Source organism: Bacillus sp. AR4-2, from assembly GCF_008274865.1.
Classification (GTDB): Bacteria; Bacillota; Bacilli; order Bacillales; family Bacillaceae_G; genus Bacillus_A; species Bacillus_A cereus.
Map to the genome: position 1 here is coordinate 3,544,336 of NZ_CP031062.1, position 13,383 is coordinate 3,557,718.

Genomic DNA, 13,383 nt, shown 5'->3' on the forward strand with positions numbered 1-13,383 from the left:
AATATATCAAAATATTCTGAATTCAACAATTAAAATTCAACCTCCTTCAAAAATTATTACATTAGGTTTAATACTTTCCCATACACAATTGTTGAGAAAATTATAGTCCCTTTACAAAAGAAAGAATTTTCAGATATTATTAAATAAACAAGATTATACATCTAGACAACTTTTTGTATAGGAGTGTTGATATGTTAAACAAGTTCAAATTTTTTTGTTGTATTTTAGTAATGTTCTTACTTCTACCGTTATCCCCTTTCCAAGCACAAGCAGCAAACAATTTAGGTTCAAAATTACTCGTTGGATACTGGCATAATTTTGATAACGGTACTGGCATTATTAAATTAAAAGACGTTTCACCAAAATGGGATGTAATCAATGTATCTTTTGGTGAAACTGGTGGTGATCGTTCCACTGTTGAATTTTCTCCTGTGTATGGTACAGATGCAGAATTCAAATCAGATATTTCTTATTTAAAAAGTAAAGGAAAGAAAGTAGTTCTTTCAATAGGTGGACAAAATGGGGTCGTTTTACTTCCTGACAATGCCGCTAAGGATCGTTTTATTAATTCCATACAATCTCTGATCGATAAATACGGTTTTGACGGAATAGATATTGACCTGGAATCAGGTATTTACTTAAACGGAAATGACACTAACTTCAAAAACCCAACTACCCCTCAAATCGTAAATCTTATTTCAGCTATTCGAACAATCTCAGATCATTATGGTCCAGATTTTCTATTAAGCATGGCCCCTGAAACAGCTTATGTTCAAGGCGGATATAGCGCATATGGAAGCATATGGGGTGCATATTTACCAATTATTTACGGAGTGAAAGATAAACTAACATACATTCACGTTCAACACTACAACGCTGGTAGCGGGATTGGAATGGACGGTAATAACTACAATCAAGGTACTGCAGACTACGAGGTCGCTATGGCAGATATGCTCTTACATGGTTTTCCTGTAGGTGGTAATGCAAATAACATTTTCCCAGCTCTTCGTTCAGATCAAGTCATGATTGGGCTTCCAGCAGTACCAGCGGCAGCTCCAAGTGGTGGATACATTTCGCCAACTGAAATGAAAAAAGCTTTAAATTATATCATTAAAGGAGTTCCATTCGGAGGAAAGTATAAACTTTCTAACCAGAGTGGCTATCCTGCATTCCGCGGCCTAATGTCTTGGTCTATTAATTGGGATGCAAAAAACAACTTTGAATTCTCTAGTAACTATAGAACATATTTTGATGGTCTTTCCTTGTAAAAATAACAAAGTAAAACTATAATTAGCCCTCATCAATCGGACATTTATGGGCAGTCAATGCAGGATAAAAACAACAATAGGTCCCTTTATAGGTCCTATTGTTGTTTTTTACTTATGAAAATTACTTTGTCACATCTAAAGTTTTAAGAAACTCTTTTCCATCGACCAACATCGCACGTTCCTTGGAATCATATTGTTAAATATTCTAGTTACTATTTTGCTTCAACACAAAAATTGAAAGTTCAGGTACACTACAAAATCTAACAGGCATCCTAGTAGTCCCAATGCCACGATTTACATATAAATATAACGGCTTACTCTTCCCCTCTACTTCATACATACCTTCAACGTAGTGCTCAGCTAGTTTGGTAGTAATTAACGGACCTACAAAAGGAATTTGGACTTGTCCTCCGTGACTATGTCCTGACAGTTGAAGATCAACTGGGTAACGATTTATTTTGGTTACAACATCCGGCTCATGTACTAATAACATGTTGAAATCATTTTGTTTCAAGTTTTTTAAAGTTGAATCTATTTGCGGCTTCCCTAATAGAAAATCATCCAAACCTGATATTATAATATATTTGCCGTTTTCCACTTTAATTTTCTGCACTTCATTTACTAATACAGAAAAACCAGATTCTTCCATATATTTTTTGTAAAATAAACTACCGCCCCCGCCCCTATCATGATTCCCAAACACAGCATATTTCCCTAAGGGAGCGTAAATTTTCTGCAAAATAACCTTCGCTTCTTCTCTTTCCGCACTATAAGACCCAAATTTATCTATTAAATCTCCGGTAAAAACTACTATATCTGGATGTAATTCATTCATCTTCTCCACTAAATGTTCAAGTTGTTTCAGTGTAAACTCTGGTCCTAAATGTACATCTGAAAACTGCAATATTTTTTTATTATTAAACTCTTTAGGAATTGTAGAAGCTTCTATTTCATTCCACGTAACTGTTACTAGTTTTCGTTCTATTTCTGTCGCATAATAATACAAACTTACTGGTATCATTAATATACTTATAAAACTAATAATAAATATCTTTACGATTGATTTTTTTCGTTCTTTTTTTACATGATTCGTATTCATGTTTTCACCTCTAGAAACACTTTAAATCCTTATTGTTACATTCATGTGACAACATGAACAATGTTATCAATATGTAATTCCCTCTCTATTCACTTTGACAATTTTATACAGAAGTCATAACATATTTTTATAATACATAGATTTTCGAAATTTTTTCTATTCATTCCATCATTTTATTACGGAGGGGTTATTCATGTCTGTATTTACACCAGAAGAAATTACGGAACTTGCTGCGAATTCCGGAAGGAAAAAAGCTCATTTATCATTACTCCCTATGCTAATTCTCGGTTTTTTTGGCGGTGCTTTTATCGCATTAGGGTATTTACTCGATATTCATGTTATTGGGACAATGCCAAAATATTGGGGATCATTTTCTAGTTTTCTAGGCGCTGCTGTATTCCCTGTTGGTCTTATTCTCGTTATTCTTGCAGGCGGTGAACTAGTAACTGGTAACATGATGACAGTTTCTATGGCCTGGCTCCAAAAGAAAATTACTTTATTTTATTTCATACGAAATTTAGTTATTGTTACATTTAGCAATTTCATAGGAGCTGTATTTGTAGCCTATTTTTTCGGTCATATCGTTGGCTTAACTGAAGGAGCTTTTTTAGCGAAAACTATTTCTATCGCTCAAGTGAAACTACAAGATACACCATTGCAAGCATTTATTTCTGCAATCGGATGTAATTGGCTCGTTTGTTTAGCTGTTTGGCTCAGTATGGGAAGTAAAGAATTTATCGGAAAGATTATCGGTATTTGGTTCCCAGTTATGACTTTTGTTGCGATTGGATTTCAACACGTTGTAGCAAATATGTTTGTCATCCCAGCCGCAATTTTTGCCGGTCATTTCATTTGGGCTGAATATTTTCCAAACTTTATTTTTGTTTTCTTTGGAAATTTAGTAGGAGGTATGTTATTTGTAGCACTACCTTACTTCATATCTTATAATAAGAAACTATCTTCTTATCAAGAGAAGACTGAAATGAAGAACAAATCTCTGTCGGCTTAAATAGAATGTCTATAAAGAACCCTAAAAATATTACAAATTTCATTTTTTTTGCGAATATATGTACGTACACTTGTTCTCGAATGTTTTATACGTTATAATAACAACTTAAATAGCATTATTTACATATGAGGTGAAAAACATGAACAAAACAGAATTAATTAAAAACGTAGCACAAAATGCTGAGATTTCTCAAAAAGAAGCTACTGTAGTTGTACAAACTGTAGTAGAATCAATCACTAACACTTTAGCTGCTGGTGAAAAAGTACAACTTATCGGATTCGGTACATTCGAAGTTCGCGAAAGAGCTGCTCGTACAGGCCGTAACCCACAAACTGGTGAAGAAATGCAAATCGCAGCTTCTAAAGTACCTGCTTTCAAAGCTGGTAAAGAACTAAAAGAAGCTGTAAAATAATGAAAAATATCCTTCTCATTTATGAGAAGGATATTTTTTCATAACATAATTAATAAAAATCTGACCATTATGCTGTTTCTTTTGTTCTTTTATGCAAATAAAATCTTTACTTTCAAAAAAAGGTTTTGCGGTAATGCTCGCCTCTGTATATATCTCCCTATGTCCCAAGTTCACTGCTTCTTTTTCTAACTTCTGTAGTATGTATGAAGCGACTCTTTTCCCTTGATAATCTTTATGCGTAAATAAACGATCTACGTAACGATCATCGTTATAATCCCCAAACCCCACAATCATACCTTTATGATCGGCTACATAGCTAATATTCTTTTCTAAAGACTGTAACCAATTTTCTCTATCTAGTCGCTCCGGTGCCCACGCCTGTAGCTGTAACTCATTATAATCTTTTGCATTAACCGTATGAACTGTTTCATAAAACAATTGTAATACTTGATCTAAATCTTTTTTCTGGAATGTTCTAATTATAATATCTTTTAACATATATAAGTCTCCTTACCAAACTACCTCTTAACTTTTCTACTACATACGATTCTATATTTCTGCTTTATTATATCGTTTTAATTTCTATACGAACAAAAAAACAATACTTATTCAAGTATTGTTTTTTAATTCTATTCAATTACTTAATGTAGCTTTTTAAGATTTTAATTTAACTCTTTGTAATCGTAATGCATTTAATACAACGGATACAGAACTAAATGCCATCGCTGCTCCAGCAACCCAAGGGGCTAAGAAACCTAATGCCGCAATTGGAATTCCTAACGCGTTATAAGCTAATGCCCAGAATAAATTTTGTTTAATATTTCTTATCGTCATTTTACTCATAAATATCGCATCAGCAATACTATTTAAGTCACCACGGATTAACGTTATATCCGCTGCTTCCATCGCTACATCCGTTCCCGTTCCAATTGCCATACCAATGTTCGCTGTAGCAAGAGCAGGAGCATCATTTATCCCGTCTCCAACCATCGCTACTTTCTTACCATTTGCTTGCAGTTTTTTCACTTCTTCTGCTTTTCCTTCTGGCAATACTTCTGCAATTACGTGATCAATACCAACTTGCTTTGCAATTGCCTGAGCAGTTTGTGTATTATCTCCTGTAATCATCACAACGTCTAGACCCATTTTTTTCAGTCTTGCGATAGCTGCTTTTGAAGTATCTTTCACAGTATCTGCAACGGCAACTATACCAGCATATTCTTTATCGATTGCAATAAGCATTGCTGTTTTTCCTTCTCGTTCTAGCGCTTCCATTGATTTAGAAACTTCTTCAATATCAATATTGAATTTCTTCATTAATCGACGTGTACCAATTAATAAGTGTTTTCCTTCTACAACTGATTGGATACCAAATCCCGGAATCGCTTCAAACGTTTCTGAACTTGGGATATCAATTTTCTTTTCTTTAATTCCTTCTACAATCGCTTCTGCAAGCGGATGTTCAGAATTTCTTTCTGCTGCCCCTACTAATCTAAGCAGTTCATTTTCATTGAATCCATCTGCTACAATTACATCTGTTAATACCGGCTTCCCATTTGTCACTGTACCCGTTTTATCTAAAATAACCGTATCTAATCGGTGCGTTGCTTCTAAATGCTCTCCACCTTTAAATAAAATACCATACTCAGCCGATCTTCCTGATCCTGCCATAATAGATGTAGGCGTTGCAAGACCTAATGCACATGGACAAGCAATAACAAGTACTGCTATCATTTTCTCAAGTGCTCCGCCAAAATCACCAGGTGTAACAAATATCATCCATACTGCAAATGTGATAATCGCAATCACAACTACAACCGGTACGAAAATACCTGAAATTTGATCTGCTACCCTTTGAATAGGAGCTTTTGAACCTTGTGCCTCTTCTACTACTTTAATAATTTGAGCTAATGCAGTATCTCTTCCTACCTTAGTTGCTTTCACTTTTAAAAATCCATTTTTATTTATTGTCGAACCTATTACTACATCCCCAATTGACTTATCAACAGGAATACTTTCACCCGTTAACATCGATTCATCAATTGCTGACTTTCCTTCTACAATCTCACCATCTACTGGTATTTTTTCACCAGGCTTTACATAGACGATATCACCAGCTACTACTTCTTCAATCAAAATTTTTATTTCTGTTCCATCTCGCACAACTGTAGCTGTCTTCGCTTGTAAACCCATCAATTTTTTAATTGCTTCTGATGAGCGCCCTTTTGCTTTCGCTTCAAATAATTTACCTAAAATAATTAATGTAATAAGTACCGCACTCGTTTCAAAATATAAATCTGTCATATGTTTCGAAGAACCAATAGATTGAATACTTAAATATACACTATAGAAATACGCGGCCGACGTTCCAAGCGCCACGAGAACATCCATATTCGCACTTTTATTACGTAACGCTTTATAAGCTCCAACATAAAACTGTCCACCAATGATAAATTGAACAGGAGTTGCAAGTGCTAGTTGCACCCAAGGGTTCATTAACATATCTGGTAAATAAATAAACGACGTAAATGAGAAATGACTAACCATTGCCCACAATAATGGGAAAGATAAAATAAACGAAATAATAAACTTCTTCTTTTGTCTTTCAATTTCTTGTAATCGATGATCAGTTGATGCATCTTGATCATCTGGTTTCACTTCTAATTTATATCCTAGCTTCGTAATCGTACTCTTCATTTCATTTACATTAACTTCATCAGGATTAAAGTCTACTGTAGCTGATTCTAAAGCAAAATTTACTGTCGCTTTGTTCACACCATCTAACTTATTTAAACGCTTTTCAACTCTATTTGCACATGCTGCACATGTCATTCCTGAAACAGTAAATTCAGCTTTATCACTTACAATTCCATATCCTAACGATTCAACTTTTTCTTTAAACTGTTGCGGATTTGTTTTAGTTGGATCGTACATTATTTTTGTTTTTTCAAGTGCAAAATTTACATTTGCCTCATGAACACCTTCTACTTTTTTTAGACCTTTTTCAATTCTATTTGCACATGCCGCACATGTCATTCCCGATATTTGAAGATTGGCCTCTTTTTTTTCATTCATGTCTCTCACCTCTATATACCCTTATGAGGTATAATGATTAGCAAAATAAATCGTACTTCATTTAAAGTACGATTTATTTCCATATCTAAAAATAATTATTGAACATCGTATCCTTGGTCTTCAATTACAGCAACGATATCTTTTAATGTTACGGCAGACGAGTCGATAGTAACTTCAACAGTTCCTTCTGCTAATTGAACCTTCACTTGTTCAACACCGTTTAGCTCTTTCACACTGCTTTCGATAGCATTTACACAATGTCCACAAGACATACCTTCAACCTGTAATGTTAACTGTTCCATTTAAAATCCTCCTCTTGTTTATTCATTGTTTGTTAATCACAATTACATCTTACCATACCCCCCTAAGGTAATCAATGGTTTTATATCATGATTTTTCAATTATTTTCTAAAAGTTTATTTTACACACACTTTTTCATATCAATACGCCGAGATCTTATTATGAAGGTAAACAAAAAAACAAGCCAGTGACATACTAGCTTGTTTTTACGCTTTTGAAAAACGTTCAAATACAGTCATTAATTCTTCAATTGCTTCGTCACCATTGCCATCTTTAATAGCACCTGAAACACAATGACTTGTATGGTTTTTTAATACACCCATTCCTACTTTTTTCATCGCTGCATTAATCGCTGAAATTTGCACTAAAATATCCACGCAATAACGATCATTTTCAATCATATTTTGAATACCGCGGACCTGTCCTTCAATTCTCTTTAATCTATTTATAATCTGTTCTTTTTCTTTTTCTGATCTATGTGTTACTGCTTCATGCTCTTTATGATCCATATTATCACCTTCTTAAAGTTTCTCTTCATTCAATAAAACAATTGTTTTTTATGAGTATACCAATTATAGCATTAAATATCTACGCATGATACCCCATAAGAGTATATTTACACTTTATGATTATTCTTAACAACTCCTTAGCTTCTTAATCTCAATTTTCAGTATACCCTTTCCTTTTTGTCACAAAATCATTATATCTCTCATCAAAATTCAATAAAGTGAAACAAGAATAAGCGGGGATTAACCGCCCCCGCTTATTCTTCGTCTATAATTTTTTAATTTTAATTTTCAGATATTTAACCCTAGAATTTTTCTTTCCATATATAATTATTGCTGATCACATACTTTTGTATCATTCACTACTGAAGTTCCTTCAACGGTTACCGTATGAAAACAATCATTCACTCGAACTGTCACAACATTATCTTGCCGATTAATGATATGATATTCATTAAAATTTTTATTCAGAGCACTGCGAATTTGTTCTCCTTCATAAATTGGGATGCCATGCGATAAAACCCAAATAAGTCCAGCGATAGCAAGAATTGTTTTCATACGATCTACCTCCTTGGGAATATAGTGAACTTTTAATCCATGCTTTTTCAACTCTACGAATCATGATTGAAATAAACCAAGCCTTTTTGGAAATAAGTTCATTTCGTCTATTTTATGTTTATGCTAATTGTGACCGATTTGTGACAACTTTTTGTCTCTTTAGACGAAAAGTTGAAACAAAACTTTCGAAAAGGACAATTCTACATATTAAAAAAGGTTATGGAATGTTTTATCCATAACCTTTTTTCCTATACGTAACTAATAAACCTCAATCCTTTACTTAAAGACGTCGGCACAACAGATGCATGATTCTCCTCTTCAGCTTCATAAAACTTAAATTTAAGTTTATCGTGGTTTACTTGGAGAAGGCGCTCTGATAATTCATTTGCACCTACAACCATATGCTCTCGTTCTAGTGACCCAACTGTAAGGAACACTCCTGTTTCAAACTTAGCATTGTTTAATTCATGTATAAGGTTCTCTTCTTTTTCAAGTACGGATTTATTATTCCACCATATAGATGGACTACTAATAAAATAATTTTGAAAAGCATTTAAGTTTGTAAATAGTATATAAAGAGCAAATAGTCCACCTAAAGAATGTCCAAATAACGTTTGCTTACTTTTATCAATCTCAAAATTCTTTTCAATTTGTGGTTTCAGTTCTTCTTCAATAAAAGTATAGAAATTATGTGCTCCTCCTGTTTTAGGCCACGGTTTACCGTCTGGTTTTAAAGGGGCATCTTTTGAAATTACGCTAGGCGTAAAATCATAGCACCTTTCTTCCCCTGAAAATGCGCCTTCAATTGGATAACCCACTCCTACTATAATAGCTGGTGAAACACCGGTTTTTTCCGCTCTTACTGATTGTATTTTAACTGCTTCATGAAATGTTTGAAAAAAGGCATTGCCATCTAATACGTAAATGACAGGATATCCTGAATCCGGTGCTGGTTGCCTCGGCTTTGAAATATGAATTTGATATTCCTTACCTTCTAATTTTGAATACATTTTCCACTGCTCTGTATTAGATGTTATAATCTGCTGTTTTTCAACTGTAGTATTCACCCTATTCCCCCTCTTTTTTAACTTGTTACATATATTTCGATTTTTTCTTCTTCAGATACAACGCTATCATATCCGAAACAAACAGGAGCCCCGTTATACGGATCAATCATGACACGTGCATCAATATGAAATACTTCTTTTAACACTTCATTTGTAATGATTTCTTCCGGGCTACCAGTTGTAACAATTTCTCCTTCCTTCATTGCAATAATTTCATCTGAAAATCTTGCTGCATGGTTAATATCATGTAATACCATAACAACCGTACAATTATGTTCTTTATTTAACTTCTCCACAATTTGTAATACATCTAATTGATGAGACATATCAAGGTATGTAGTTGGCTCATCTAATAGCAACACTTCTGTCTCTTGTGCTAATGCCATCGCTAGCCATACCTTTTGTCTTTGACCACCTGATAAATTTGCAATTTGTCTCGTTCGAAATTCAGAAGTTTTCGTTATATTTAATGCCCAATCAATCATTTCTTTATCTTTTGTGGTTAACTTATTTACGTTATTTCGATGTGGATAGCGTCCATAAGAAATTAATTCTTCCACTTTAAGTTCACCTGGTGCAATTGGAGTTTGCGGGAGTAAAGCTAACTGCTTCGCAATTTCTTTCGTTGAAATTGTATGTAAATCTTGCCCTTGCAAGTATACTTTTCCGCTTTTTTGTTTTAAAATTCTTCCCATTGTTTTTAACAATGTCGATTTACCGCAACCGTTTGGCCCTATAATTGTCGTTACTTTTCCTTCTTGTATTTCCACATTTAAATCGCGAAACACTGTAAGCTTTTCATAACTTGTTTCTAAATTTTTTGCACTTAAAATACTCACTTTTATTCCTCCTCTTACGCTTTCGCCTTATAAAGTAAATATAAGAAATACGGTACACCGACAATAGAAATAACGATTCCAACTGGTAACTCTACAGGTGTGAAAACTGTTTTTGCAATAAAGTCTGAGGCAATTACAAGAAACATTCCGATTACGCCGCACGTAGGAATTATATACTTATGTTGAATACCGACAAGTCTTTTCGCTATATGCGGTGCCATTAAGCCAATAAAACCGATACTCCCTGAAACAGCAACACATGCACTCACAAGCCCGATACTGCTTAATAATAAAATCGATTTCTCTCTTTCTACTGAAACACCTAAACTTGTAATACTCGTTTCTTCCAATTGGAATAAATCTAATAAATAAGCTTTCTTTTGTATAAGTGGAATTAAGATAATAAGCCATGGTAACATAGCCACAATATACTTCCAGTTCGCACTATATATGCTTCCAGACACCCACACTGCAGCCATCTCGAAATCAGTTGACTTCATTTTGAGTGATAAGTACATAGAAAAAGCTCCAAATCCCGATCCAATTGCAATCCCTGTTAATAAAAGTCGCTGCGAATCTAATTTACCGTTTTTCCAAGAAAACAGATAAATGATGATAGCTGCACCTAATCCGCCTACTAAACCAAACATTGGCATCATCATAATAGAAACCCAGTCTGTGCTTTTTAATTGTCCTTGAAAGAAAAACATAAAAATGACAATCGCTGTTCCCGCTCCGGCATTTACGCCTAAAATACCTGGGTCCGCCAATCCATTTCTCGTAATCCCTTGAATAACAGCACCTGCAACACCAAGGCCTAATCCTACTAATCCAGCAATTACGATACGCGGAAGACGAAACTCAAAAATAACTAAATCATGTTCTGGTACTGGATCAATTCTAAACAGTGTTTTAAATACATCTGTAATCGTAATGTCGAACGTACCATTTGTTAAACTAATATAAATAGCACATAGTATTAAAAATATAATAATCCCCATCGTCATTCCGAAACGTTGACTTGAACTTTTAAGCATGTCTCTCTCCTCCTCTAGTACGGATTAAATAAAGGAAGAAAGGAATTCCAATTAAAGAGGTAACGACTCCAATAGGTGTTTCAAATGGATAGTTTACAAATCTACTCAAAACGTCACATAACGCTAAGAAAACGCCACCAATAACACCTGCACATGGCAAAATCCACTTATAATCTACCCCAATTATAAAGCGCGTAATGTGCGGAATAATTAAACCTACAAAACCAACTTTCCCCACTAAAGCAACTGCTGTTCCTGTTAAAAAAATTACCGATAAAATTGCCATCGCTTTAACTAGTTTTGTACGCTGTCCTAAATTAATAGAAACCTCTTCGCCTAATGAAAGAATGGTAATTGATTTTGATATTAACAATGCTAAAATTATTCCAATTATCCCAAACGGTATCGTGATTTTAATGATATTAGGATCTACTTGATCTAACTTTGCATTAAACCAAAAACTAACATTTTGAGAAATTTGGAAATAGGAAGCCATGGCAGCCGATACACTGCTTAAAAATGTTCCAATAACTGTTCCAATAATCGCTAACCTTACTGGTGATAAGCCATTTTGAAGGAGCGAACCAAAACCAAACACGATACCGGCTCCTAGTGCAGAACCAATCATTGAACATACAACCATACCAATTGATGACATTCCCGGAAGAAAAATCATACAAAGTGTAATAACAAAGGCAGCGCCATCCGTCACACCCATAATAGAAGGGGATGCAAGATAGTTTCTTGTCATCCCCTGCATAAGTGCTCCTGATATGGCTAGAAATGCTCCGACTAAAAGAGCTGCAACTACCCTTGGTAAACGTGAAGTAATAATAATATTATGATTTACATCGCTTGAATCAAAATGAAATAATGCGTTCCACACTGTTTCAGCGTCAATACTTTTTGCCCCATACAAAATCGAAAGTATAACTGTAAATAAGATGAGTATGGGTGCTATACATAATATAGTTACTGGTACTGCATTTGTTTTCTGCATATCATTCAACGCACCTTACTTATTGTATTATTTAGATAAATTTTTCACTGCTTCTTTTAAGAATGCTGTTTTACTCCAAGCTGTACCACCTTGTGCCATTGGATCTACAACATTTACAAATACTTTCTTTTCCTTCGCAGCATTCATACTTTGCCAAATTGGATTACTTTCAATTTCTTCTAACACTTTCGGGTTTTTATTTTCACTTGCCTCATATTGTAAGAAAATATAATCTGGGTTAAGTTCAGCAAGTTTTTCAAATGAAATTTTCTCTTGTGCTTTTACAGTTTTCAATTGTTCTGGAGCAGTTAGTCCAAGATCTTTATAAATTACAGGATTGAAGTATACTCCTTCTGGATATAGGAATAATTCGTTTGCTCTTAGTCTTATGACAAGTACTTTTTTATCTTTTAACTTACCTCCTAGTTTTGCTTTTGCTTTTTCAGCGTCCGAATTGTAATCCTTAATAATTTTTTCGGCTTTATCTTTTTTACCAGTTAATTCTCCCATTAACTTTAAGTTATCTTCCCAATTTGTTGAAACGTGTGATACCGGGAATGTAGGAGCTACTTTCGTAAACTTTTCAGCTGTTTCTGCTGGGAATTTCGTACTCGATGTAATAACATCTGGTTTTAATTGTAGTAATGTTTCGAAATTGGGTTGCATTTTCTCACCAACAGATTTAGCACCTTCTAACTCTTTTTCAAGATATTTTGGTAATTTACCACCTACAGTAATGGCACCAACTGGTTTAATTCCAAGTACTGCCGCATCTTCCATTGACTCTAAACTAGCTGTCGCAATTTTATCTACTTTTGCTGGCACTGTATACTCTTTACCTAAATATGTGATTTTTCGTTTTTCATCTTTTTTCGTTTCCGTAGCTTTTGTCTGTTGTTTTTGCTCGCCTGAAGTTTTATCCGCACTATTACATGCTGCTAAACCTACACTTAAAACTGTAACCATCCCTAAAGTAAATAATTTCTTGTTCATCTTTATATGTCTCCTCTCAAATTTTCAAACTATATTCTCAATAAAATTTAACTATATGAACCTTGTCCCATATATATATTTCATTAGATTAATAATTTTATCCAGAACTCATTCCCGTTCACTTCCCCTAGACTATAATTCTTTTACGCCTCCATCACTTGATAATCATTTTCAATGATAATGATTATCGTTACTAAGTATATATTTAATATGAAATTAT

The 13,383-nt window shown here is 34.1% G+C and carries 14 protein-coding genes; 3 read left to right on the forward strand and 11 right to left on the reverse strand.

The window, feature by feature from the left end:
• Positions 1 to 191: 191 nt before the first annotated feature.
• Positions 192 to 1,268 carry a chitinase gene (locus tag DN399_RS18225; RefSeq protein WP_149149881.1) on the forward strand — a complete coding sequence of 359 codons (1,077 nt, stop codon included), beginning with the start codon at positions 192 to 194 and terminating at the stop codon, positions 1,266 to 1,268.
• Between the two features lie 205 nt (positions 1,269 to 1,473).
• Here the strand turns inward: DN399_RS18225 and DN399_RS18230 are convergent, their stop codons facing one another.
• Positions 1,474 to 2,367: a metallophosphoesterase gene (locus DN399_RS18230; protein ID WP_048558687.1), complete on the reverse strand. Its 894-nt coding sequence runs from the start codon at positions 2,365 to 2,367 to the stop codon at positions 1,474 to 1,476.
• A 193-nt stretch (positions 2,368 to 2,560) separates the two neighbouring features.
• On the opposite strand from DN399_RS18230, the gene DN399_RS18235 reads away from it, so the two are divergent.
• On the forward strand, positions 2,561 to 3,376 hold the full coding sequence (locus tag DN399_RS18235) for a formate/nitrite transporter family protein (protein WP_149149882.1): 816 nt from the start codon (positions 2,561 to 2,563) through the stop codon (positions 3,374 to 3,376).
• A gap of 139 nt (positions 3,377 to 3,515) precedes the next feature.
• Positions 3,516 to 3,788, forward strand: a complete 273-nt coding sequence (locus DN399_RS18240; protein WP_001043904.1) for an HU family DNA-binding protein — start codon at positions 3,516 to 3,518, stop codon at positions 3,786 to 3,788.
• A gap of 15 nt (positions 3,789 to 3,803) precedes the next feature.
• Here DN399_RS18240 and DN399_RS18245 read toward each other — a convergent pair whose 3' ends face one another.
• From DN399_RS18245 to DN399_RS18290, 10 genes are all read right to left on the reverse strand, one after another.
• A complete protein-coding gene (locus tag DN399_RS18245; RefSeq protein ID WP_000910167.1) occupies positions 3,804 to 4,286 on the reverse strand; it encodes a GNAT family N-acetyltransferase in 483 nt (160 codons plus the stop codon).
• Positions 4,287 to 4,442: 156 nt separating this feature from the next.
• On the reverse strand, positions 4,443 to 6,863 hold the full coding sequence (locus DN399_RS18250) for a heavy metal translocating P-type ATPase (protein WP_046392960.1): 2,421 nt from the start codon (positions 6,861 to 6,863) through the stop codon (positions 4,443 to 4,445).
• A gap of 95 nt (positions 6,864 to 6,958) precedes the next feature.
• Positions 6,959 to 7,165 (reverse strand): copper chaperone CopZ, encoded by a 207-nt coding sequence (copZ, locus tag DN399_RS18255; protein WP_000436973.1) that lies wholly within the window; start codon positions 7,163 to 7,165, stop codon positions 6,959 to 6,961.
• Between the two features lie 204 nt (positions 7,166 to 7,369).
• A complete protein-coding gene (locus DN399_RS18260) occupies positions 7,370 to 7,672 on the reverse strand; it encodes a metal-sensing transcriptional repressor (protein ID WP_000349636.1) in 303 nt (100 codons plus the stop codon).
• 327 nt (positions 7,673 to 7,999) lie between these two features.
• The gene (locus DN399_RS18265; RefSeq protein ID WP_000849104.1) at positions 8,000 to 8,227 is read right to left on the reverse strand and encodes a hypothetical protein; all 228 of its coding nucleotides are present in this window, start codon (positions 8,225 to 8,227) and stop codon (positions 8,000 to 8,002) included.
• A 248-nt stretch (positions 8,228 to 8,475) separates the two neighbouring features.
• The gene (locus DN399_RS18270; protein ID WP_149149883.1) at positions 8,476 to 9,294 is read right to left on the reverse strand and encodes an alpha/beta hydrolase; all 819 of its coding nucleotides are present in this window, start codon (positions 9,292 to 9,294) and stop codon (positions 8,476 to 8,478) included.
• Between the two features lie 17 nt (positions 9,295 to 9,311).
• Complete coding sequence (locus DN399_RS18275) at positions 9,312 to 10,133, reverse strand: ABC transporter ATP-binding protein (protein ID WP_000025772.1); 822 nt, start codon at positions 10,131 to 10,133, stop codon at positions 9,312 to 9,314.
• 14 nt (positions 10,134 to 10,147) lie between these two features.
• The gene (locus DN399_RS18280; protein ID WP_000920450.1) at positions 10,148 to 11,170 is read right to left on the reverse strand and encodes a FecCD family ABC transporter permease; all 1,023 of its coding nucleotides are present in this window, start codon (positions 11,168 to 11,170) and stop codon (positions 10,148 to 10,150) included.
• The gene (locus DN399_RS18285) at positions 11,163 to 12,170 is read right to left on the reverse strand and encodes a FecCD family ABC transporter permease (RefSeq protein ID WP_001173058.1); all 1,008 of its coding nucleotides are present in this window, start codon (positions 12,168 to 12,170) and stop codon (positions 11,163 to 11,165) included. Before DN399_RS18285 ends, DN399_RS18280 begins: the two co-directional genes overlap by 8 nt.
• 27 nt (positions 12,171 to 12,197) lie before the next feature.
• Positions 12,198 to 13,163, reverse strand: a complete 966-nt coding sequence (locus DN399_RS18290; RefSeq protein ID WP_001035510.1) for an iron-hydroxamate ABC transporter substrate-binding protein — start codon at positions 13,161 to 13,163, stop codon at positions 12,198 to 12,200.
• Positions 13,164 to 13,383: the final 220 nt, after the last annotated feature.

Coding starts and splice junctions, on each gene's coding strand:
- DN399_RS18225 (WP_149149881.1), top strand. CDS start 192: ATGTTAAACAAGTTCAAATTTTTTTGTTGTATTTTAGTAATGTTCTTA.
- DN399_RS18230 (WP_048558687.1), bottom strand. CDS start 2,367: ATGAATACGAATCATGTAAAAAAAGAACGAAAAAAATCAATCGTAAAG.
- DN399_RS18235 (WP_149149882.1), top strand. CDS start 2,561: ATGTCTGTATTTACACCAGAAGAAATTACGGAACTTGCTGCGAATTCC.
- DN399_RS18240 (WP_001043904.1), top strand. CDS start 3,516: ATGAACAAAACAGAATTAATTAAAAACGTAGCACAAAATGCTGAGATT.
- DN399_RS18245 (WP_000910167.1), bottom strand. CDS start 4,286: ATGTTAAAAGATATTATAATTAGAACATTCCAGAAAAAAGATTTAGAT.
- DN399_RS18250 (WP_046392960.1), bottom strand. CDS start 6,863: ATGAATGAAAAAAAAGAGGCCAATCTTCAAATATCGGGAATGACATGT.
- copZ (WP_000436973.1), bottom strand. CDS start 7,165: ATGGAACAGTTAACATTACAGGTTGAAGGTATGTCTTGTGGACATTGT.
- DN399_RS18260 (WP_000349636.1), bottom strand. CDS start 7,672: ATGGATCATAAAGAGCATGAAGCAGTAACACATAGATCAGAAAAAGAA.
- DN399_RS18265 (WP_000849104.1), bottom strand. CDS start 8,227: ATGAAAACAATTCTTGCTATCGCTGGACTTATTTGGGTTTTATCGCAT.
- DN399_RS18280 (WP_000920450.1), bottom strand. CDS start 11,170: ATGCTTAAAAGTTCAAGTCAACGTTTCGGAATGACGATGGGGATTATT.
- DN399_RS18285 (WP_001173058.1), bottom strand. CDS start 12,170: ATGCAGAAAACAAATGCAGTACCAGTAACTATATTATGTATAGCACCC.
- DN399_RS18290 (WP_001035510.1), bottom strand. CDS start 13,163: ATGAACAAGAAATTATTTACTTTAGGGATGGTTACAGTTTTAAGTGTA.